The following is a 20,379-nucleotide window of genomic DNA, read 5'->3' as shown; positions in this document are numbered from 1 at the left end:
GCCTCAGGCCTGCCGGGAGCGGTCTCCTCCGGCCAGTCCTGCCGGCTCCGGCTCCGGGCCGCCTCGTCCCGGAACACGCGCTCCACCGGCAGGAACGGGAAGCGGAGCGAAAGAATGCGTCGTTTCATTCCAGGTTACCTTCCAGCTGCCGGGCCGGCCGGCCCGGGCCCGCTCCAGCGCCACGGACCAGCCGGGCTGGCCCGGTGCCGCGGGATCATCGGGATGCGGCAGGCCCGGCGCCGGGCCCAGCCGCCAGCGCGTGGCCGCCACGGAGGGCCCCTGCTCCGCGCCGAGGCCGAGGAACAGGCAGGGCACCCCGCTCTCCTCGGCGCGCAGCGCCAGGCGCCGCGTGGCGGTGAAGGAGAGCGGCGGCCCCTCGCCCACCACCGCGGCCAGCGCCGGCACGCCGAGCGCCTCCTCCAGCACGAAGGACATCTCCGCGGGCTTGCGCAGAGACACGAAGACCACCCGTTCGGGCGCAAGCCCCGCGCCGCGGAAGGCCGCAATTCCCGGGGCGCCGTATTCGCGCAGGGCGAAATCCGTCTGGCACCACAGCAGCGGCCCGGGCCGGGGCAGGCGCACCAGCAGCCGCAGCGCGAAGGCCGCGACCCCCGGCGCATGCGCCGCCGCGCGCGGGGTGAAATCATGCAGCGCGCCGGTCTCGAGCCCGGGCGGCCCCAGGGCCGCGTCCGGCCCCGGGGCGCCGAGGGTCCAGCCCGGTGGCCCCGCCTCTCCCGCGGCCTCCCCCGGCTCCAGGCGCCCGGCCCGGCCCTCCATCCGGGCGATCATCCCTCTCAGTTCATCCAGGTCCATTGTCGGCTTCCTTCCGTCTCCCCGTCCTGCCGGCGCGGGTGAGCGCCAATTATGTTCGCTTTTTGTTCCGACTGCGAGTCGCTTTTTCGCCTCCGGGCCCGTCCCGGCCCTCCTCCGCGACCGGGGCGGCGCCCGCCGCAATCGGGGCTGGACAGGGTGCCCCGAGCGAGGCGAAACAGGGCGTTGCCGCCGCTCTCCCGCCCGAATGCCCGTCCCGCTCTCCCGTGCCGAAGGCCCCGCATGACCCAGGACACCGAGACCCTCGCCCGCGCCGTGACCTCCGGAGACCGCCGCGCGCTGTCCCGCGCGATCACCCTCGCCGAATCAACCCGGCCCGATCATCGCGCCGCCGCCCGCGCCCTGCTGCGGGTGCTTGCGACCGCGGAGCGCGACGCGATGCGCATCGGCCTCTCCGGCACGCCGGGCGTGGGCAAGAGCACCTTCACCGAGGCCTTCGGCATGCGGCTGGTGGAGGCGGGCAAGCGCGTGGCGGTGCTGGCGGTGGACCCGTCCTCGGCGCGCTCCGGCGGCTCGATCCTGGGCGACAAGACCCGCATGGAGCGGCTCTCGCGGGCGCCGGAGGCCTTCATCCGCCCCTCGCCGGCGCGCAGCTCGCTCGGCGGCGTGGCCCGGCGCACGCGCGACGCGATCCTGATCTGCGAGGCGGCGGGCTTCGACGTGATCCTGGTGGAGACGGTGGGCGTGGGCCAGTCCGAGACCATGGTGGCGGACATGACCGACCTCTTCCTGCTGCTGCTCGCCCCCGCGGGGGGCGACGAGCTGCAGGGCGTGAAGCGCGGCATCATGGAGATCGCCGACCTCATCCTGGTGAACAAGGCAGACGGCGACCTGGCCGCCACCGCCACCCGCACCTGCGCCGATTACGCCGGCGCCCTGCGCCTGCTGCGCCGCCGCCCGCAGGACCCCGAGGGCTTTCCCGCGGCGATGACCTGCTCGGCGGTCACCGGCGCGGGGCTGGAGCAGGCCTGGGAGGCGATGTGCCGGCTCGACGCCTGGCGGCGCGAGGGCGGCCACCTCACCGCGCGGCGCCGCGCCCAGGCCATGGCGGCGCTGGACCAGGAGATTCGCGAGGGGCTGCTCACCCGGTTCCGCGCCGCGCCGGCCGTGACCGCGCGCCTCCCCGCCCTTGCCGAAGGCGTGCGAAACGGGCATCTTACCCCCGAGGATGCCGCCGAACAGGCCCTCGATCTGTTCGTTGCCGGTGAAAAACCCCTCCCCCGGCCTTGACGCTCCGGCAGAGGCCCAGTATGAACGCGGCTCGAAATTCAGGCCGCCCCGCCGGGGAGGGGCCGGACCGTTTTTACACTTTCCCGCCTGGCCCGGACATTCCGGCAGCCCCGGCCGGGACCAGAAACCGAGGACAAACCTATGTCTCGTCGCTGCGAACTGACCGGCAAGGCAGTGCTGACCGGCAACAACGTCAGCCACTCCAACATCAAGACCCGCCGCCGCTACCTGCCGAACCTCAACGAGGTTTCCCTGCAGAGCGACGCGCTCGGCCGGTCCTTCCGCTTCCGCATCGCCGCTTCGGCCCTGCGGTCGGTCGACCACCGTGGCGGGCTTGACGCCTTCCTCGCCAAGGCCGCCGACGCCGAGCTGTCGCCGCGCGCGCTGAAGGTGAAGAAAGACATCGAGAAGGCCCAGGCCGCCGCCTGAGCCCCGCACCTCCCCGCTTCGGGGAGGACCTGAGCGTCCCGAAACGCCCCGCCGGAAACGGCCGGGGCGTTTTCGTGCATGCGCCCTGTTCCGCTTCAGCGGGTCCGCCCTTTCCCTTGCCCGCCGGCGCGCGCGCCCCGATACTGCCGGGCGAGCAGGCCGCAACCGGCCGCCACACCCCGGGGAGGAAACCGGACATGACACACAGCTTCGTCCGCGGCGCCCTTGCGGCGCTCGTCGCACTGGCCGCCCTGCCCGCGCTGGCCGACGGGCTGGCGGTGGAGGGGGCCTATGCCGTCCGCTCCAACCCGATGTCGGGCGCAGCCTACATGACCCTGCGCAACGCGGGCCCGGGGGATGACCGCCTGCTCTCGCTCGACAGCCCGGCCGCACAGCGCACGGAGCTGCACAGCAACGAGATCACCGACGGCGTGGCGCGCATGCGCCCGATGCCCGAGGGCCTGCCCCTGCCCGCCGGCGGCACGGCGGTGCTGGAGCGCGGCGGCCTGCACGTGATGTTCATGGGCCTGACGGCACCGCTGGAGGACGGCGAGATCGTGCCGCTCACCCTGCATTTCGAAAGCGGCCGCACGATCACGGTGGCGCTGCGCGTGACACCGCAACATGCCGGCGAGATCCCGCCTCCCGACGGCGACAAGCCCTGAGCCCGGGGGGCGTCCCCGGGGGCCCTCAGCCCCCGAGCATCTCCGCCACCCAGGCCGGAACGAGTTCGGTGGCCGGGCCCCTGCGCGCCGCGTCGAACAGGCTCGCGCCGTCGGAAGGGTCCAGGTTCAGCTCCAGCGTCCGCGCGCCGGCCCGCGCCGCCTCCTGCACGAAGCCCGCCGCGGGGTAGACACTGCCGGACGTGCCGATGGACACGAAGAGATCCGCCGCGCCGAGCGCCGCCCCGATCTCCTTCATGTGATAGGGATATTCGCCGAACCACACCACGTCGGGGCGCACGGCGGCGGCGGCGCAGGCGGGGCAGCGGTCCGCCGCGTGCATCGGCCCGGCGGAGGGCCAGCGCCGGCCGCAGGCCGCGCAGAGACAGGCCATCAATTCACCGTGCATGTGCACAAGCCGCCGGGTGCCGGCCCGCTCATGCAGGTCGTCGATGTTCTGGGTGACCAGCAGCAGCCCGCCGGGCCAGGCGCTCTCCAGTTCGGCCAGCGCGCGATGGGCCGCGTTCGGGCTGGCGGTGCGGCAGTTCTCCCGGCGGGCGGAGTAGAACTCCAGCACCAGCCCGGGGTCCCGCGCGAAGCCCTCGGGCGTCGCCACATCCTCCAGCGCATAGCGGGTCCAGAGCCCGCCCGCGTCGCGAAAGGTGCCGAGCCCGGATTCCGCCGAGACCCCGGCACCGGTGAGGATCACGATGTTCTCGACCATCCGCCTGCCTCCCGCTAGCCTGCGACGACGCTAGCCGCCGGAGCCCGCCATGACCACACGCATCCTCTTCGTCTGCCTGGGAAACATCTGCCGCTCGCCGGCCGCGCAGGGCGTGATGGACGCCCTTCTGGCGCCGGGCGCGGCGGAGATCGACAGCGCGGGCATCGGCGGCTGGCATGCGGGAGACCCGCCGGACCCGCGCATGTGCGCCGCCGCCGCGGCCCGGGGCATCGACCTCTCCGCGCAGCGCGCCCGCAAGGTGCTGCCGGAGGATTTCGCCCGCTTCGACCTCATCCTGGCCATGGACGCGGACAATCTCGCCGCTCTCGAGGCCCTGCGCCCGGCCGGCAGTGCCGCCGAACTGCACCGCCTTCTCGACCTGCTGCCCGACCAGCCGCGCCGCGACGTGCCCGACCCCTATTACGGCGGCGCTTCCGGCTTCGACACGGTGCTCGACCTGGTGGACGCCGCCTGCCGCGCCCTGGCCACGGCCCGCCACCTGCCGCTGCGCCGGGCCGCCGCGGGGCCCTGACGTTCTACCCCTCGGTTTCGCCTGAATCTTCTTGTTTACCAAATGGTTAATACAAGAGCTGAAAGTTTTTTCCGCCCCCGCAACAAAACGTCTTGCGCGAGTCGGGGAATTGCCCCATATCCGCCGAACGACGCCAACGCACGCGCCTCTGGCCTGGGCAAGATCCAGTGTTTACGTAGCGACGGTAACGTCTCTTTTGGAACGGGTGGTCCGCAAGGCGGGCCAGGTCTGATGGAGATGACCATGAACGCGAACGTAGCCTGGGCGGCTTCGGCCCCCGTGTGCCTGTCTGCACCCCGACGAGTGGAAGAGTTCATCTCGGTGTCGAGCTTTGATCGCCCGACCCTGGTGCTGGACATCGACGCCGTCGAAACCCAGTACCACGCGCTGAAGGCCGGCCTCGGCGAGGCCGCCATCCACTATGCGGTGAAGGCGAACCCGACCCGCGAGATCGTCGAGCGCCTGGTGGCCTCCGGCTCGCATTTCGACGCCGCCTCCCGTGGCGAGATCGAGCTCTGCCTCGGCCTCGGCGCCCGGCCGGAGCACATCTCCTTCGGCAACACGGTGAAGAAGGTCTCCGACATCGCCTTCGCCCATGCCGCCGGCATCACCCTCTTCGCCGCCGACGCGGAAGAAGAGCTGGAGAAGATCGCCGAGCACGCCCCGGGCGCGGAGGTCTACATCCGCATCCTCATCGAGGAATCCCAGGCTGACTGGCCGCTGTCGCGCAAGTTCGGCTGCGGCGGCGACGAGGCGATCCGCCTGATGGGCGTGGCGCGCGACCTCGGCCTGGCGCCGGTCGGCATCAGCTTCCACGTCGGCTCGCAGACCCGTGACCCGGCGATGTGGTGCACCCCGCTCGACGCGGTTTCCCGCATCTGGCAGCGCGCCCGCGCCGCCGGCTTCGCGCTCGACCTGCTGAACATCGGCGGCGGCTTCCCGGCCTTCTACGGTGAGGACATTCCGGCCCCGACCACCTACGCCACCGAGGTGATGCGCCACGTGCACGCCCGCTTCGGCGCCGTGGGCCGCATCATGGCGGAGCCGGGCCGCGGCCTGGTCGCCGAAGCCGGCGCCATCGCCTGCGAAGTGCTGCTCACGTCGAAGAAGCGCGAGGACGACCTGGTGCGCTGGGTCTACCTCGACATCGGCAAGTTCTCGGGCCTCGCCGAGACCATGGACGAGGCGATCCGCTACCAGTTCGTCACCCCGCATGACGGCGAGGCGACCTCGGCCTGCATCCTGGCCGGCCCGTCCTGCGACAGCGCCGACGTGCTCTACGAAAAGCGCCCGGTGCAGCTTCCCGTCGGCCTGCGCGCCGGCGACAAGGTGATCATCCGCAACTGCGGCGCCTACACTTCCAGCTACTCCTCCGTGGGGTTCAACGGCTTCCCCCCGCTCGAAGTGATGTGCATCTGACACGAGGCGGCTGAGGCCTGCCTCCGGCGCCGCGCGGGCCATTGGCCTTGCGCGGCGCTGTCGTTTCTGCTGGAGTGATCCCGCGTGCGGGCCTGCCGCGCGCAGTCCCCCACGCACGCAGCCACCCCGTTGCACGGCAGCCGGCGTGCTTTCCGCACAGGTGCCGGCCCATGCCCCTCCCCTCGCTTCTCGTCTTCGCGCTCGCCTATCTCGCGGTGCTGATCGTCCCCGGCCCGGGGGTGACGGCGCTGGTCTCCCGCGTGCTGGTGCGGGGCCCGCGCGGCACGCCGGCCTTCATCGGCGGCTTCCTCACCGGCGCGCTGTGCTGGCTGACCCTGGCAGTCACCGGGCTCGCGGCGCTGGCGGCCGCGCTGGGCCCGGTCTTCACCGTGGTCCGCTGGGCGGGTGCCGCCTACCTGCTGTGGCTCGCGTGGAAACTCTGGCGCGCCGCCCCCGGGCTGCGCAGCGCTGCCCCCGCCCCGGCCGAGCGCGGCTGGCGCCTGTTCCTCACCGGCCTGTCGATCAACCTCGGGAACCCGAAGGCGATGGTGTTCTTCCTCGCCCTGCTGCCCAGCGTGGTGGATGTGGAGGCGATCACCCTCGCGGGATATGCCGAGCTGGCGCTCACGGTCGCCCTCGCGCTCACGGCGGTGATGGGAGGCTACGCGCTGCTCGCCGCCCGGGCGCGCCGGCTGTTCACCACGCCGCGCGCGGCGCGGGCGGTGAACCGGGGCAGCAGCGTGGCGATGGCCGGCGCCGCGGTGGCGCTTGTGACGCGCTGAGCCCGATCCGGGCCGGCGCCGGTGCCGCCGGGCCGGCTCAGCGACGCGGCGCGCCCATGAGCAGCAGGATGGCCACCGCCGCCACCAGGGCCGCGGCCACGGCCACCATGCCGTAGCCCGCGCCGAGCCCGATCAGCCCGCCGCCGAGCGCCGCACCCCCGGCATTGCCGAGGTTGAAGGCGCTCTGGTTGAAGGTGCCGCCCAACCGGGGTGCGGCGGCGGCGGCCTGCATGGCGAAGCTCTGCAGCGGCGCCGTGGCACCGAAGCCGAAGACCGCGATGAGGAACACGCCCGCCACCGCGGCCAGCGCAGTGTCCATGAACAGCGCGAAGCCGAGGAAGGCCACCACCAGCGCCCCGAGCAGAATGAGCAGCGCCCGGCGCGCCGAGCGATCCGCCATCCAGCCGGCGAGGGCGAGGCCGCAGGTCGCCCCCACGCCCATGAGCGTGAGCACCGGCCCCACCCATTCGGGCGCGAGGCCCGAGCGCTCGGTGAGGATCGGCGCGATGTAGGTGAAGAGCGTGAACACGCCGCCGAAGCCGAACACGGTGATGGCGAGGGCGCGCAGCACCTCGCGGTCGCGCAGCACCGAGAGTTCGCCCAGCATGCGCACCCCCGGCCGGGCCACGCCCCGCGGCACCGCGAGGCGGATGCCCACCAGTGCCACCGTGCCGATCAGCGCCACCACGCCGAAGACCGCCCGCCAGTCGGCCCATTGCCCCAGCATGGTGCCCAGCGGCACGCCCGCCACGTTGGCCAGCGTCACGCCGGAGAAGACCAGCGCGATGGCCCGGCCCTCGCGCCCCGGCCGGGCCAGGCCGCCCGCCACGGTGAGCGCCGCGCCGAAGAAGGCGCCGTGCACCGTGGCGGTGATGCAGCGCGCCACCAGCAGCGACCAGTAATCCGGCGCCAGCGCGCAGGCGATGTTGCCGACCACGAACACCCCCACCAGCAGCGTGAGCGTGCGCTTGTCGGCCATCCGCCCGGTGAGGATGGCGAGCGGCGGGCCGCCCAGCACCACGCCGAGGGCATAGCCCGTCACCAGCATCCCCGCCGCCGGAATCGACACCGAGAGGTCCGCGGCCATGTCGGGCAGCAGACCCATTACCACGAATTCCGCCGTGCCGATGGCGAAGGCCGCCAGCACCAGCACCGCCAGCGCCAGGCTGCGCCTGAGATCGGGGGAGCGGGGGACGTCCTGAAGGGTCATCGTCATCTGGGAAGGTCCTTGTGCCACACGCTTTTCCGAATGCACCTGCTGCGCTGCGGCGTCAATTGCCGCGCTGCAATAGCGGCTATGCATGGCGCGCGCAGGTGACACGGCGCCGGCCGCCCCCGTGCCGGGTGCCCTCCGGAGAGGGGTGAGAACCGCTGCGCGCCGGCCGGGTCGTGGCGCCTTCAGGAGGCCGGGCAGGGACGCGCCCGGAGGGCCCGCCCGGCGAAGCGTCCCCCGCCCGAGGCCGGGGGCACTTCGCACCTGCAACCGCCCGGGCGGCCGCACCGCTGGAAACACCGGGCGGCAATGGTTACCTTCGGCGCATCTCTTTCCGGCAGGATGGCCTCCGCGCATGAAGTTTCGCCCGCCCCAGAACCCGTGGATCGCCATCACCGCCACCGTGGCCCTCAGCGGATTGCTGTATTCCTGGGTGATCTACGGGTCTCCCGTCCTCGGGGCGGTCTATGCCACCGTCATGTGCCTGCCGATCATCGCGCTGGAGCGGGGCGTGATCCTGCGGCGGCTGCGGCGGCGCATCCTGGAACTGCCCACCCTCGCCTACCTGCTGGTGGAGACGATCGCCTACGGGCTGATGCTCTCCGCGTCCTTCTGCGTCGTCGGCAGCCTGATGTGGGCGGCGGGCCTGGCGAACGAGAGCTGGCGGGTGGCGGCGCTGCCCGGCATCTCCGGCATCATCTACGGCCTTGCGACCTGCACCCTGGTGACCGCCACGCTGCGGGTGCGCGACCTCATCGGCCACCACCGGTTCAAGAGCCTGATGATCGGCCGATACCGCCGCCCGGTGCGCGAGGAACGGATCTTCCTGTTCATCGATCTCGCGGGCTCCTCCGCCTATGCCGAGCGGCACGGCGACCTGAAGGTCATGGAACTGCTCTCGGCGCTGTTCTCGGCCATGGAGGAGCCGGTGCGCGACAACCACGGCTCGGTGGAGGACCTCATCGGCGACGCCGCGATCATCAGCTGGACGATGGCGGAGGGCCTGCACCGGGCGCAATGCCTCACCTGCCTGCGCGACATCCTGGCCGCGGTATCGTCGCGGGCGGACTGGTGGCAGGCCCGTTTCGGCACGGTTCCGGTGCTGCGCGCCGCGCTGCACGGCGGGCCGGTCATCGTGGCCGAGGTCGGGGTGGAACACCACAAGATCACCTATTTCGGCGACACGGTGAACACCACGGCGCGCATCGAGGAGATGTGCCGGGTGCTGGACGAGCCGACCCTGGTCTCCGCCGAAATCGCCGCACGGCTCACGCCGCCCGAAGGCCTCACCCTGCGCGCCCTGGGGCAGCACCCGCTGCGCGGACGCGGCCAGGACATCGGCCTCTGCGCCGTGGATATCGGCCCGGCGCCCGGGCGCAAGCCGCTTGCGCTGCGCCTGCGGCGACCCGCCACGCTGCGCCGCCGCCGCGCCCCGGCGGAGCCCGCGAACCCCGCTTGACGCGTCGCACAAACGGCCTCATAAGCCGGTCCCATGACCGAGCTCTCGAAAATCCGCAACTTCTCGATCGTCGCCCATATCGACCATGGGAAATCGACGCTCGCCGACCGTCTGATCCAGTCCACCGGCGCGCTCACCGACCGTGAGATGAAGGCGCAGGTGCTCGACTCCATGGACCTGGAGCGGGAGCGCGGCATCACCATCAAGGCGCAGACCGTGCGCCTGGAATACACGGCGAAGGACGGCGAGCACTACACGCTCAACCTGATCGACACGCCCGGCCACGTGGACTTCGCCTACGAGGTCTCCCGCTCCATGCGCGCGGTCGAGGGCTCGCTGCTGGTGGTCGACGCCTCCCAGGGTGTGGAGGCGCAGACGCTCGCCAACGTCTACCAGGCCATCGACGCGGACCATGAGATCGTCCCGGTGCTGAACAAGGTGGACCTGCCGGCCGCCGAGCCCGAGCGCGTGCGCGAGCAGATCGAGGACGTGATCGGCATCGACGCCTCGCAGGCGGTGATGATCTCGGCCAAGACCGGCCTGGGCATTCCGGACGTGCTGGAGGCCATCGTCACCCGCCTGCCCGCGCCCAAGGGCGACCGCGACGCGCCGCTGAAGGCCATGCTGGTCGACAGCTGGTACGATTCCTACCTCGGCGTGGTGGTGCTGGTGCGCATCATCGACGGCGTGCTGCGCAAGAACGACAAGGTCCGCATGATGCAGACCAAGGCGACCTACCAGCTTGACCGGATCGGCGTGTTCTGCCCGGCGATGCTGACGGTCGAGGAACTGGGCCCGGGCGAGATCGGCTTCCTCACCGCCTCGATCAAGCAGGTGCGCGACACCCGCGTGGGCGACACCATCACCCATGAACGCCGCCAGTGCGAAACGCCCCTGCCCGGCTTCAAGCCCGCGCAGCCGGTGGTGTTCTGCGGCCTGTTCCCGGTGGACACCAACGATTTCGACGACATGCGCGACGCGATCGAGAAGCTCGCGCTCAACGACGCTTCCTTCAGCTACGAGATGGAAACCTCCGCGGCTCTCGGCTTCGGCTTCCGCTGCGGCTTCCTCGGGCTCTTGCACCTCGAGGTGATCCGTGACCGGCTGGAGCGCGAGTACGACATCGACCTGATCACCACCGCGCCCTCGGTGGTCTATCACCTGCACCTGATCGACGGCACGATGTCGGAGCTGCACAACCCGGCCGACCTGCCGGAGGTCACCCAGATCGACCGTATCGAGGAGCCCTGGATCAAGGCCACCATCATGGTGCCGGACGAGTTCCTCGGCGACGTCCTGAAGCTCTGCCAGGACCGGCGCGGCGTGCAGCTCGACCTCACCTACGCCGGCGCCCGCGCCATGGTGGTCTACGAGCTGCCGCTCAACGAGGTGGTGTTCGACTTCTACGACCGGCTGAAATCGGTCACCAAGGGCTATGCGAGCTTCGACTACGCCATCTCCGGCTACAAGCAGGAGCAGCTCGTCAAGATGTCGATCCTGGTGAACGACGAGCCGGTGGACGCGCTCTCGATCATCGTGCACCGCTCCAAGGCCGAGGCCCGCGGCCGCTCCATGTGCGAGAAGCTCAAGGAGCTGATCCCCCAGCACATGTTCAAGGTGCCGATCCAGGCGGCCATCGGCGGCCGCGTGATCGCCCGCGAAACCATCTCCGCCCTGCGCAAGGACGTGACCGCCAAATGCTACGGCGGCGACGCCACCCGCAAGCGCAAGCTGCTGGACAAGCAGAAGGCCGGCAAGAAGAAGATGCGCCAGTTCGGCAAGGTGGATATTCCGCAGGAAGCGTTCATCAATGCGCTGAAGATGGACGGGTAGGCTCTACACTCTCGTCACCATGGGTGAGGAGGCGTTAGATTGAGCACAATAAGCGCGTCGGAAGCTTTCGAAAAGCAAAGTGAATTCGGACGAAAGCTTTCGCAGGTACTTTCTCCTTCGCGACCACTTCATTCTGAAGAATTCTTGCGTGGACGTCAGCAACAGCTTGATGGTATCCGAAAGGCGTTGTTCCAACCTGGTCGCCACGTGCTAATTCATGGCTTTCGTGGGGTTGGAAAATCTTCCTTGGCTCAAACTGCAGCGTATGTGATCTCCGGAAAGACCGATCCAATCATCGTAGGTTGCGATGAAAGCAGCACACTCGAAAGCGTGATCAAAGATATACTTAGTGAAGCCTGTAATACAGATCCATCAATTCGCTCGAAAATTATCGAGAAAAAAATTGGCTTTGCAAACAAGATACTTTCCGCGGAGAGATCTGAAAAGGTGGAGCAAGGTCGACTTGACGACCCTACATCGATCAACGAATGCGTGTCGATAATACGCCATCTTGGTACAATCTTGGGGGACTCTCCAGTAATTGTGATCGATGAATTCGATCTCATTACAAATCATGACGAACAAATTAACTTCACAAACTTTGTGAAACAGATTTCAGATCGCCACATAGACGCGAAGTTTATTTTCTGCGGGATCGGAGAGAGCGTTGACGCAATCATGGCTGCGCACGCGAGTTCGGATCGATATTTCCACACAGTCGGGCTTGAAAGGTTGCCGTTTGAGGCGCGCGATGAAATCGTTTCTCATGCTGCTGAAACTCTGGGGCTAGAAGTCGATCGGGACACGATGATTAGAATTGCCCGAATTAGTGATGGATTTCCGCATTATATTCATTTTATTTCTGAGAAGCTATTCTGGATTATTTTTGAGAGTGAGGGAGCTAATACCCCTATATCAAAGCTTTTCGAACGAGCAATGTCGCAAGCTGCAGAATCCATGGAAATGAAGCTTAGAGCACCTTACGAAAGAGCCACTCAGAAATACTCAGATGAATACGCAGAAATACTTTGGGCAGCGGCAGATGGTCACGAATTAAAAAGAAGCAGCGCGAATATATTCAAATCATACGAGAAGATCATGAGAAATCTTGATAAGAACCCAATATCGAGAGAGCGATTCAACAGTAGAATGAATTCTCTTAAAAAGGAAAGCCACGGGTGCATACTTACGGGGTCTAGGCAAGGCTGGTACGAGTTCACCGAGAAGATGATACGGGGCTACGTACGCTTGAAGGCCGAGCAGGCAGGTATTGAGCTCGAAGCCGATCACCCGACTGCTCGCCCTAAGGGCGGCTATGCCTTCTGACTACACTAAGGCCCTAACCCCGGCACTCCCTTCTCCAACGCCAGCTCCGCCTCCGAAAAGCGGATGGGCGTGCGCACCCCCGGCCCCGTCGGCGTGTCGATCTTCATGCCGCGGTGGATGATCTGGGGGTCGTTGAACACGTCCTGAAGCGTGTTGATCGGCCCGGCCGGCACGCCTTCGCGCTCCATGGCCGCCAGCAGGTCGTCGCGGGTCCGGAGCTTCGTCTGGGCCACGAGCAGCGCCGTCAGCTCCCCCCGGTGCGCCACGCGCGCCGCGTTGGTGGCGAAGCGTTCGTCGCCCGCCAGCGCCGGCAGGCCGAGGATGGCGGCGAAGCGCGCGAACTGGCCGTCATTGCCCACCGCCACGATCAGGTGGCCGTCGGACGTCTCCATCACCTCGTAGGGCGAGATGTTGGGGTGGGCGTTGCCCATGCGGGTGGGGGCGATGCCGGTGGTGAGGTAGTTCAGCGCCTGGTTGGCGAGCACGCCGGTCATGGTGTCGAACAGCGCCATGTCCACCTGCTGGCCGCGCCCGGTGCGCTCGCGCATGTGCAGCGCCGAGAGGATGCCGATCACGCCATAGGTGGCGGTCATGATGTCGGCCATCGCCACGCCAATCTTCTGCGGCTGGCCGTCCGGCGCGCCGGTGAGCGACATCATGCCCGACATGCCCTGGATGATGAAGTCATAGCCCGCGCGATGGGCGTAGGGCCCGTCCTGGCCGAAGCCGGTGATCGAGCAATAGACGAGGCGCGGGTTCACCTCCCGCAGGCTGGCATAGTCCAGCCCGTATTTCTTCAGGCCGCCGACCTTGAAGTTCTCCACCAGAACATCGGCGTCGGCCACCAGCCGGCGCACCTCGGCCTGCCCCTCGGGCGTGCTGAAATCCACCGTCACCGAGGTCTTGCCGCGGTTGCAGGCGTGGAAATAGGCCGCCGTGTCGGTATCGCCCACGAAGGGCGGGCCCCATTTGCGGGTGTCGTCGCCGTCCGGGCTCTCCACCTTGATCACGTCGGCGCCGAGGTCCGCGAGGGTCTGGCCGATCCACGGACCGGCCAGAATGCGGGCAAGCTCGACGACCTTCAGGCCTTCGAGGGGCGTTGCCATCAGAAGAACGCCTGCAGCCCGGTCTGGGCGCGGCCCAGGATCAGCGCATGCACGTCATGGGTGCCCTCGTAGGTGTTCACCGTCTCGAGGTTGACCATGTGGCGCATCACCTGGAATTCTTCCGAGATGCCGTTGCCGCCGTGCATGTCGCGCGCCATCCGGGCGATGTCGAGCGCCTTGCCGCAGTTGTTGCGCTTCACGATGGAGATCATCTCCGGGGCCATCTTGCCTTCGTCGAACAGCCGGCCCACGCGCAGCGAGGCCAGCAGGCCGAGGGTAATCTCGGTCATCATGTCGGCGAGCTTCTTCTGGAAGAGCTGGGTCTGGGCCAGCGGCTTGTCGAACTGCCTGCGGTCAAGCCCGTACTGGCGCGCGGCGTGCCAGCAGAACTCCGCGGCGCCCATCGCCCCCCAGGAGATGCCGTAGCGCGCGCGGTTGAGGCAGCCGAAGGGGCCGGCCAGGCCCTGGATCTCCGGGAACATGTTCTCTTCCGGCACGAACACGTCATCCATCACGATCTCGCCGGTGATGGAGGCGCGAAGCGACAGTTTCCCGCCGATCTTCGGGGCGGAGAGGCCCTTCATGCCCTTTTCCAGCACGAAACCGCGGATCTTGTTGTCATGTGCCTTGGACTTGGCCCAGACCACGAAGACATCCGCGATCGGGCTGTTGGAGATCCACATCTTCGCGCCCTTGAGGATGTAGCCGCCCTGCGTGGGGGTGGCGACGGTCTTCATCCCCGCCGGATCGGAGCCGGCATCGGGCTCGGTGAGGCCGAAGCAGCCGATCCACTCGCCGCTGGCCAGTTTCGGCAGGTATTTCTGCTTCTGCTCCTCGGAGCCATAGGCGTTGATCGGGTGCATCACGAGGGAGGACTGCACCGACATCATCGAGCGGTAGCCCGAATCCACCCGCTCCACCTCGCGGGCGATCAGCCCGTAGGAGACGTAGTTCACGCCTGCGCCGCCGTACTGTTCCGGCACCGTGGGGCCGAGCAGGCCGAGCGCCCCCATCTCGCGGAAGATGCCCGGGTCGGTGGTCTCCTCGCGGTAGGCGTCGATCACGCGGGGCTGCAGGGCCTCCTGGGCGAAATCGCGCGCGGTGTCGCGGATCATGCGCTCCTCTTCGGTCAGAATGTCCTCGAGCAGCAGCGGGTCTTCCCAGACGAAAGCATTTTTCTTGGTCATGGATCTCGTTCCTCGGCGAATGTCGCGCGCACATTCGCTCCCCCGGGGCGTGGAGACAAGCTATTCTCTCTCATCGCCTTATTACCTATGGTAATGCAATGAACAGCTCACGCCGCCTCCTGCCCTCCACCTCCGCGCTCGCGGCCTTCGAGGCCGTGGCCCGGCTCGGCTCCTTCACCCGCGCCGCGGCGGAGCTGGACCTCACCCAGGGCGCGATCAGCCGGCAGGTGCTGGCGCTGGAGGCGCAGCTGGGCCGGCCGCTCTTCGCGCGTGACGGGCGGCGGGTCACGTTGACGCCCGAGGGTGCGGATTACGCCGAGGAGATCCGCGCCGCCCTGCGCCAGATCCGCTCCGCCTCGCTGGGGCTGGTGGCCAATGTGCGCGGTGGCATCCTCAACCTCGCCATCCTGCCCACCTTCGGCACCCGCTGGCTGATGCCCCGCCTGCCGGAGTTCCTGGAGGCGAACCCGGGCATCACGGTGAATTTCGCCACCCGCATCGGGCGGTTCGACTTCGCGGAGACCGGGCTGGACGCGGCCATCCAGATCGGCCAGCCGGACTGGCCGGGCGCCGACAGCACCTTCCTGATGACCGAGGACATGGTGCCGGTCTGCGCGCCGGGCCACCGGGAGGCGCACGGTCTGGCCGGCCCGGAGGATTTCGCCCGCACCACCCTGCTGCACATGGCCTCGCGCCCCACGGCCTGGGAACGCTGGTTCCGCGACCGCGGGCTGGAGCCCCCCGCGCAGGGCGGCATGCAGTTCGAGCAGTTCGCCATGGTGACGCAAGCCTGCATGGCGGGGCTGGGCATCGCGCTGCTGCCGGAGTTCCTCATCGGCCAGGAACTGCGCGCCGGCGCGCTGGAGCGCATGACGCCCGAGGGCTTCCGCAACCGCGACGCCTATTACTACGTCACTCCCCGCGCCCGCAGCACCTACGCCCCCGCCCGCATCTTCCGCGACTGGCTGGTGGAGGCCTGCGCCGAAGCCGCGCGCTGAGGCGGCCGGCCCCCGGGCGCCCCGCCGCCCGGATGGGCGGGATCTGCCGAGCACCGGCACAGACCCGGACTGCGTGGTCCCGGCCGTCGCTCCCACACTCCGCCGCCTCCTCCGGGGATCCCCGCGCGACGAGTCGGCAAAAGCACTCGGCGAGCCGCCCGACCTGCCCCGCCTCCAGCCCAGAGCGGAGAGCGGAGAGCGGAGAGCGGAGAGCGGAGAGCGGAGAGCGGAGAGCGGAGAGCGGAGAGCGGAGAGCGGAGAGCGGAGAGCGGAGAGCGGAGAGCGGAGAGCGGAGAGCGGAGAGCGGAGAGCGGAGAGCGGAGAGCGGAGAGCGGAGAGCGGAGAGCGGAGAGCGGAGAGCGGAGAGCGGAGAGCGGAGAGCGGAGAGCGGAGAGCGGAGAGCGGAGAGCGGAGAGCGGAGAGCGGAGAGCGGAGAGCGGAGAGCGGAGAGCGGAGAGCGGAGAGCGGAGAGCGGAGAGCGGAGAGCGGAGAGCGGAGAGCGGAGAGCGGAGAGCGGAGAGCGGAGAGCGGAGAGCGGAGAGCGGAGAGCGGAGAGCGGAGAGCGGAGAGCGGAGAGCGGAGAGCGGAGAGCGGAGAGCGGAGAGCGGAGAGCGGAGAGCGGAGAGCGGAGAGCGGAGAGCGGAGAGCGGAGAGCGGAGAGCGGAGAGCGGAGAGCGGAGAGCGGAGAGCGGAGAGCGGAGAGCGGAGAGCGGAGAGCGGAGAGCGGAGAGCGGAGAGCGGAGAGCGGAGAGCCTGCATGGCCCGGCACGAACTCCCGTGCAACCCCTTGTCTGACGGCGCCTCTGAAGATGCCGCCACCACCACCCGACGCGGAAGTTTGCACCGTTTCTACCCGGCGCGGGAGTCAGCAAGGCTTCTGCCCGGCGCAGAGGTATGCAACGTCTCCGCCGGGCACGAAGGGCCGCGCCCGACCCTGGGTGGGCGCAGCGCCGCTTGTGGTGGGCGATTAATCTCGAAAGCCCCGGACGAGGGCTGAACCCCGAATGACATCGCCATCGCGCCCTCCCGGGGGGAGGGTCGGGCGCGGCCCGGGCTGGTCGCCCGGGCGGAAGGGTTGAGCCGCGCCGGGTGTGACCCTGTCGGCCTCATCGGCCCAACGTCGCGCAACCGCCGAAGGGTCCGGGCGACCCGGGCGCCGCTGGGGCGGAGGCCCGGAGAGGCCTTCGCCACGCCCGCCGGGCTGCGGGGGCGAAGCCCCCTCGGCAAGGCGGGCGTTCCCCCGTCAGAGGTCGTCCGCGCAGAAGGCCCGGCCGTGCCGCAGGCTCCTCAGGCGGCGGCGCCGTCGGTGAACTGCAGGCGGGCGAGGCGGGCGTAGAGCCCGTCCTGCGCCACCAGTTCGGCATGGGTGCCCTGGGCGACGATCTCGCCGTCGGCCAGCACCACGATGCGATCCGCCTTCTTCACCGTGGCGAGGCGGTGGGCGATGACCAGCGTGGTCCGGCCCTGCGACAGTTCCTCCACCGCAAGCTGCACCGCGCGCTCGCTCTCCGCGTCCAGCGCCGAGGTGGCCTCGTCCAGCAGCAGCACAGGCGCGTCGCGCAGCACGGCGCGGGCGATGGCGATGCGTTGCTTCTGCCCGCCGGAGAGCATCACGCCGCGTTCGCCCACGTAGGTGTCGTAGCCCTCGGGCAGGCGCATCAGGAAGTCGTGCGCGGCGGCGGCGCGGGCGGCGGCCTCCACCTCCGCATCGGTGGCCTCGGGGCGCCCGAAGCGGATGTTCTCGCGCGCGGAGGCCGCGAAAATCACCGGCTCCTGCGGCACCAGCGCGAAGCGCCGGCGCAGGTCCTCCATGGCGAGGGTGGAGAGGTCGACGCCGTCCAGCGTCACCGCGCCGCTCTCGGGCGCGTAGAAGCGCTGCAGGAGCTGGAAGACGGTGGTCTTGCCCGCGCCGGAGGGCCCGACCAGGGCCACGGTCTCGCCCGGGCGGATGTCGAGCGAGAAGCCGCTCAGCGCCGAGACCCCGGGCCGGCCGGGGTAATGGAAGGTCACGTTGTCGAAGCGCACCGCGCCCGGGCCCTCGGGCAGAGCGGCGGGGGCTTCGGGGTCGGTGAGCGCGTCGGGGGCGTGGAGCAGCTCGACCAGCCGCTCCGTGGCGCCGGCCGCGCGCTGCAGCTCGCCCCAGATCTCCGAGAGCGCCGCCACGCCGCCCGCCACCATGATGGCGTAGATCAGGAACTGCACCAGCTCCCCGGCGCTCATGTCGCCGGCCCGCACGTCGCGCGCGCCGATCCACAGCACGCCCACCACGCCGGTGAAGATCAGGAAGATCACGATCGCGGTCATCGCGGCGCGGGTGGCGATGCGCCGGCGCGCCGCGTCGAAGGCCCGCTCGGTGAGCGAGCCGAAGGCGGCGCGGCTGGCGCGTTCATGGGTGTTGGCCTGAACGGTCTGCGCGGCCTGCAGGGTTTCGGAGGCCATGCCGGAGCTCTCCGCGATGCGGTCCTGGTTCTCCCGCGACAGCTTGCGCAGCTTGCGCCCCAGGGTCAGGATCGGCACGATCACCAGCGGCACGATGAGCAGCACAAGCCCGGTGAGCTTCGCGCTGGTGAACAGCATGAAGCCCAGGCCGCCCAGGAAAATCAGGATGTTGCGCAGTGCAATTGAGACGGAGGATCCGATCACGCTCTGGATCAGCGTGGTGTCGGTGGTGAGCCGGGACAGGATCTCGCCGGTCATCAGCTTCTCGTAGAAGGCCGGGCTCATGCCGATCATCCGGTCATAGACCGCGCGACGGATGTCCGCGACGATGCGCTCGCCCAGCCGGGTGACCAGCCAGAACCGGGCCGCCGTTCCCACCGCCAGGGCGGCGGCAATGGCGATGGCGGCGCCGAAATAGGCGTCCATCCGGCTCACATCCTCGGCGGAGAACCCGTCGATCACCCGGCGCACCGCGATGGGCAGTGTGAGCGAGATCGCCGCGGTGACGGTGAGCGCCGCAAGTGCCGCAAGCGCCTGTCCGCGGTAGGGCCGCAGGAAGGGAGAGAGCCCGCGCAATGGCCCGATGCTGCGAGACTTCTCGCGGTCCGCCGCCTTGCTGTCTCGTGCCATCCGTCGCTCCGTTCGCTGGATATTGGGGCTTCCGAATAGCAATGCAGGCCCGGCAGGACAAGGTACGCAGGGTCGCGGTTCACGAAAGGGCGAGCACCTGCCGGGCCGTGCCGCAGCCCCTGTCGCGCCCGGCCGCCACAGCCCGGGCCGGCGCGCGCCACCGGCCCGGCGGGCCCTCCCGGAGGCCCTCACCGCCCCACGGAGCGGGTGTCGGAGGCCCGCCACCCCGCGCTGCGGCGGGAATTTCGCAGCTGCGAACTGTGGAAAAGGCTTGCGCCGGATGGCAGAATCCGTGCTTGGCTGTCCGGACACCTGCCCCGGACGTGACGGACCATGCGCCTCCTGATTTCCTTCGCCGCCCTGTTCCTGTCCATCAGTCTGGTACAGCTCGGCTCGGGTGCGCTCGCCCCGCTCGACGTGCTCAGCGGCATCCAGCAGGGGTTTTCCGACATCGAGATCGGCCTGCTGGGCACGGCGCATTTCGTGGGGTTCTTCTTCGGCTGCTGGCTGGCGCCGCGGATGATGGGCTCGGTGGGCCATATCCGCGCCTTCGCCGCCTTCGCCGCCTTCGGGGCCATCGGGGCGCTGGCGCATCCCATGCTGATCAGCCCGCTGGCCTGGGCCTGCATGCGGGTGATGACCGGCTTCGCGGTGGCCGGGGCCTATACCGTCACCGAGGCCTGGCTGCAGGCCAAGATCACCAATGACATGCGCGGCAAGGTGATGGGCGTCTACCGGCTGGTGGACCTCGGCGCCTCGCTCATCGCGCAGATGATGATCGCGGTGCTGGAGCCGGCCTCCTACATCTCCTACAACCTGCTCGCCATCCTGTGCTGCCTGTGCCTGGTGCCGCTCGCGCTCACGTCGAAGGCGCAGCCGGCCACGCCGAAGGCCCCGCGCCTGCGCCCGCTGCGCACCATCGCGCTCTCGCCCCTCGGCGCGGCGGGCGTGGTGGTGGCGGGGGTGACGACGCCGGCCTTCCGCATGGTGGGCCCGATCTACGGCAACAGCATCGGGCTCGGCCCCGGCGCGGTGGCCTGGTTTCTCGGCGCAGCGGTGCTGGGCGGCGCGGCGGCGCAGATCCCCGTGGGCATGCTGGCCGACAGGTTCGACCGGCGCTACGTGCTGATCGGGCTCTCGGCGGCGGCGGTCGCGGTCTCCGCCTTCCTGGCCAATGCGGGGAGCGCGCCGGCCTCGGTGCTGCTCGGCTCCTTCGCCTTCGGCTTCACCGCATTCTGCGTCTACTCCATCTCCGCCGCCCATGCGAACGACTTCGCGGAGCCGGAGTTCATGACCGAGCTCAACGCCTCGCTGATGTTCCTCTACGGGCTCGGGGCCATCGCCTCGCCGCTGCTCGCCTCGGTGCTGATGAGCGCCTACGGGGCGCCGGCGCTCTTCGCCTACATCTCGCTCGCCCACGCGGCGCTCATCCTGTTCGGCCTGTTCCGCATGACCCGCCGCCCCACCGTGCCCGAGCGCACCACCTACCGGTACACGCCGCGCACCAGCTTCCTGCTCAGCCGCCTGCTGCGCCGCCGCCGGAGCTGAGCGCCACGCTCCGCCTTCCCCCGGCCGGGGA

At 69.4% G+C, this 20,379-nt stretch carries 17 protein-coding genes; 11 read left to right on the top strand and 6 right to left on the bottom strand.

What is annotated here, in order from left to right:
• Positions 1 to 3 precede the first annotated feature (3 nt).
• The gene (locus FDP22_RS25160) at positions 4 to 813 is read right to left on the bottom strand and encodes an ImuA family protein (RefSeq protein ID WP_277884134.1); all 810 of its coding nucleotides are present in this window, start codon (positions 811 to 813) and stop codon (positions 4 to 6) included.
• Positions 814 to 1,053: 240 nt separating this feature from the next.
• Between FDP22_RS25160 and meaB the strand changes: the two genes are divergently transcribed.
• The 3 genes from meaB to FDP22_RS12185 all read left to right on the top strand — a co-directional run bounded on the left by meaB (position 1,054) and on the right by FDP22_RS12185 (position 3,155).
• Positions 1,054 to 2,061, top strand: coding sequence for a methylmalonyl Co-A mutase-associated GTPase MeaB (gene meaB, locus FDP22_RS12195; protein WP_138578934.1), 1,008 nt, complete (start codon positions 1,054 to 1,056; stop codon positions 2,059 to 2,061).
• Between the two features lie 141 nt (positions 2,062 to 2,202).
• Positions 2,203 to 2,490, top strand: coding sequence for a 50S ribosomal protein L28 (gene rpmB, locus FDP22_RS12190; protein ID WP_138578936.1), 288 nt, complete (start codon positions 2,203 to 2,205; stop codon positions 2,488 to 2,490).
• A 197-nt stretch (positions 2,491 to 2,687) separates the two neighbouring features.
• Positions 2,688 to 3,155 (top strand): copper chaperone PCu(A)C, encoded by a 468-nt coding sequence (locus FDP22_RS12185; RefSeq protein ID WP_138578938.1) that lies wholly within the window; start codon positions 2,688 to 2,690, stop codon positions 3,153 to 3,155.
• A 25-nt stretch (positions 3,156 to 3,180) separates the two neighbouring features.
• Here FDP22_RS12185 and FDP22_RS12180 read toward each other — a convergent pair whose 3' ends face one another.
• Entirely contained in the window at positions 3,181 to 3,876 is a 696-nt protein-coding gene (locus FDP22_RS12180) for an NAD-dependent deacylase (RefSeq protein ID WP_138578940.1), read from the bottom strand.
• A 49-nt stretch (positions 3,877 to 3,925) separates the two neighbouring features.
• Here FDP22_RS12180 and FDP22_RS12175 point away from each other — a divergent pair, with 49 nt between their 5' ends.
• From FDP22_RS12175 to FDP22_RS12165, 3 genes are all read left to right on the top strand, one after another.
• Positions 3,926 to 4,408: a low molecular weight protein-tyrosine-phosphatase gene (locus FDP22_RS12175; RefSeq protein WP_138578942.1), complete on the top strand. Its 483-nt coding sequence runs from the start codon at positions 3,926 to 3,928 to the stop codon at positions 4,406 to 4,408.
• 243 nt (positions 4,409 to 4,651) lie between these two features.
• Positions 4,652 to 5,827, top strand: coding sequence for a type III PLP-dependent enzyme (locus FDP22_RS12170; RefSeq protein ID WP_170317677.1), 1,176 nt, complete (start codon positions 4,652 to 4,654; stop codon positions 5,825 to 5,827).
• Between the two features lie 170 nt (positions 5,828 to 5,997).
• Positions 5,998 to 6,609, top strand: coding sequence for a LysE family translocator (locus tag FDP22_RS12165; RefSeq protein WP_138578946.1), 612 nt, complete (start codon positions 5,998 to 6,000; stop codon positions 6,607 to 6,609).
• 37 nt (positions 6,610 to 6,646) lie between these two features.
• Here FDP22_RS12165 and FDP22_RS12160 read toward each other — a convergent pair whose 3' ends face one another.
• Positions 6,647 to 7,825, bottom strand: coding sequence for an MFS transporter (locus FDP22_RS12160; RefSeq protein WP_205910778.1), 1,179 nt, complete (start codon positions 7,823 to 7,825; stop codon positions 6,647 to 6,649).
• A 352-nt stretch (positions 7,826 to 8,177) separates the two neighbouring features.
• On the opposite strand from FDP22_RS12160, the gene FDP22_RS12155 reads away from it, so the two are divergent.
• Genes FDP22_RS12155 through FDP22_RS12145 form a run of 3 tightly spaced genes read left to right on the top strand, consistent with a single transcriptional unit; the run spans position 8,178 to position 12,440 of the window.
• Positions 8,178 to 9,281 carry an adenylate/guanylate cyclase domain-containing protein gene (locus tag FDP22_RS12155; protein WP_170317676.1) on the top strand — a complete coding sequence of 368 codons (1,104 nt, stop codon included), beginning with the start codon at positions 8,178 to 8,180 and terminating at the stop codon, positions 9,279 to 9,281.
• A gap of 33 nt (positions 9,282 to 9,314) precedes the next feature.
• Positions 9,315 to 11,114 (top strand): translation elongation factor 4, encoded by a 1,800-nt coding sequence (gene lepA, locus FDP22_RS12150; protein ID WP_138578950.1) that lies wholly within the window; start codon positions 9,315 to 9,317, stop codon positions 11,112 to 11,114.
• 39 nt (positions 11,115 to 11,153) lie between these two features.
• A complete protein-coding gene (locus FDP22_RS12145; RefSeq protein WP_138578952.1) occupies positions 11,154 to 12,440 on the top strand; it encodes an AAA family ATPase in 1,287 nt (428 codons plus the stop codon).
• A 5-nt stretch (positions 12,441 to 12,445) separates the two neighbouring features.
• Here FDP22_RS12145 and FDP22_RS12140 read toward each other — a convergent pair whose 3' ends face one another.
• Both FDP22_RS12140 and FDP22_RS12135 read right to left on the bottom strand, forming a co-directional pair.
• On the bottom strand, positions 12,446 to 13,546 hold the full coding sequence (locus tag FDP22_RS12140; protein ID WP_138578954.1) for a CaiB/BaiF CoA transferase family protein: 1,101 nt from the start codon (positions 13,544 to 13,546) through the stop codon (positions 12,446 to 12,448).
• Positions 13,546 to 14,733, bottom strand: a complete 1,188-nt coding sequence (locus tag FDP22_RS12135; RefSeq protein WP_138578956.1) for an acyl-CoA dehydrogenase — start codon at positions 14,731 to 14,733, stop codon at positions 13,546 to 13,548. The genes FDP22_RS12140 and FDP22_RS12135 overlap by 1 nt, the downstream gene beginning before the upstream one ends.
• A 98-nt stretch (positions 14,734 to 14,831) precedes the next feature.
• Here FDP22_RS12135 and FDP22_RS12130 point away from each other — a divergent pair, with 98 nt between their 5' ends.
• Positions 14,832 to 15,731, top strand: coding sequence for a LysR family transcriptional regulator (locus FDP22_RS12130; RefSeq protein WP_138578958.1), 900 nt, complete (start codon positions 14,832 to 14,834; stop codon positions 15,729 to 15,731).
• Positions 15,732 to 17,018: 1,287 nt separating this feature from the next.
• On the opposite strand, the gene FDP22_RS12120 is transcribed toward FDP22_RS12130, so the two are convergent.
• Complete coding sequence (locus FDP22_RS12120; protein ID WP_138573313.1) at positions 17,019 to 18,800, bottom strand: ABC transporter transmembrane domain-containing protein; 1,782 nt, start codon at positions 18,798 to 18,800, stop codon at positions 17,019 to 17,021.
• A gap of 333 nt (positions 18,801 to 19,133) precedes the next feature.
• Between FDP22_RS12120 and FDP22_RS12115 the strand changes: the two genes are divergently transcribed.
• On the top strand, positions 19,134 to 20,348 hold the full coding sequence (locus FDP22_RS12115; protein ID WP_138573311.1) for an MFS transporter: 1,215 nt from the start codon (positions 19,134 to 19,136) through the stop codon (positions 20,346 to 20,348).
• The last annotated feature ends 31 nt before the right edge of the window (positions 20,349 to 20,379 follow it).

The sequence above is a fragment of the Paroceanicella profunda genome (genome assembly GCF_005887635.2).
GTDB classification, from domain to species: domain Bacteria; phylum Pseudomonadota; class Alphaproteobacteria; order Rhodobacterales; family Rhodobacteraceae; genus Paroceanicella; species Paroceanicella profunda.
The sequence above is the reverse complement of the archived record's forward strand: the minus strand, read 5'-3'. Positions and strand labels throughout refer to the sequence as shown.

What these genes read in the sequence shown, in the direction of transcription:
- FDP22_RS25160 (WP_277884134.1), bottom strand. Translation starts at nt 813, where the DNA reads ATGGACCTGGATGAACTGAGAGGGATGATCGCCCGGATGGAGGGCCGG.
- meaB (WP_138578934.1), top strand. Translation starts at nt 1,054, where the DNA reads ATGACCCAGGACACCGAGACCCTCGCCCGCGCCGTGACCTCCGGAGAC.
- rpmB (WP_138578936.1), top strand. Translation starts at nt 2,203, where the DNA reads ATGTCTCGTCGCTGCGAACTGACCGGCAAGGCAGTGCTGACCGGCAAC.
- FDP22_RS12185 (WP_138578938.1), top strand. Translation starts at nt 2,688, where the DNA reads ATGACACACAGCTTCGTCCGCGGCGCCCTTGCGGCGCTCGTCGCACTG.
- FDP22_RS12180 (WP_138578940.1), bottom strand. Translation starts at nt 3,876, where the DNA reads ATGGTCGAGAACATCGTGATCCTCACCGGTGCCGGGGTCTCGGCGGAA.
- FDP22_RS12175 (WP_138578942.1), top strand. Translation starts at nt 3,926, where the DNA reads ATGACCACACGCATCCTCTTCGTCTGCCTGGGAAACATCTGCCGCTCG.
- FDP22_RS12170 (WP_170317677.1), top strand. Translation starts at nt 4,652, where the DNA reads ATGAACGCGAACGTAGCCTGGGCGGCTTCGGCCCCCGTGTGCCTGTCT.
- FDP22_RS12165 (WP_138578946.1), top strand. Translation starts at nt 5,998, where the DNA reads ATGCCCCTCCCCTCGCTTCTCGTCTTCGCGCTCGCCTATCTCGCGGTG.
- FDP22_RS12160 (WP_205910778.1), bottom strand. Translation starts at nt 7,825, where the DNA reads ATGACGATGACCCTTCAGGACGTCCCCCGCTCCCCCGATCTCAGGCGC.
- FDP22_RS12155 (WP_170317676.1), top strand. Translation starts at nt 8,178, where the DNA reads ATGAAGTTTCGCCCGCCCCAGAACCCGTGGATCGCCATCACCGCCACC.
- lepA (WP_138578950.1), top strand. Translation starts at nt 9,315, where the DNA reads ATGACCGAGCTCTCGAAAATCCGCAACTTCTCGATCGTCGCCCATATC.
- FDP22_RS12140 (WP_138578954.1), bottom strand. Translation starts at nt 13,546, where the DNA reads ATGGCAACGCCCCTCGAAGGCCTGAAGGTCGTCGAGCTTGCCCGCATT.
- FDP22_RS12135 (WP_138578956.1), bottom strand. Translation starts at nt 14,733, where the DNA reads ATGACCAAGAAAAATGCTTTCGTCTGGGAAGACCCGCTGCTGCTCGAG.
- FDP22_RS12130 (WP_138578958.1), top strand. Translation starts at nt 14,832, where the DNA reads ATGAACAGCTCACGCCGCCTCCTGCCCTCCACCTCCGCGCTCGCGGCC.
- FDP22_RS12120 (WP_138573313.1), bottom strand. Translation starts at nt 18,800, where the DNA reads ATGGCACGAGACAGCAAGGCGGCGGACCGCGAGAAGTCTCGCAGCATC.
- FDP22_RS12115 (WP_138573311.1), top strand. Translation starts at nt 19,134, where the DNA reads ATGCGCCTCCTGATTTCCTTCGCCGCCCTGTTCCTGTCCATCAGTCTG.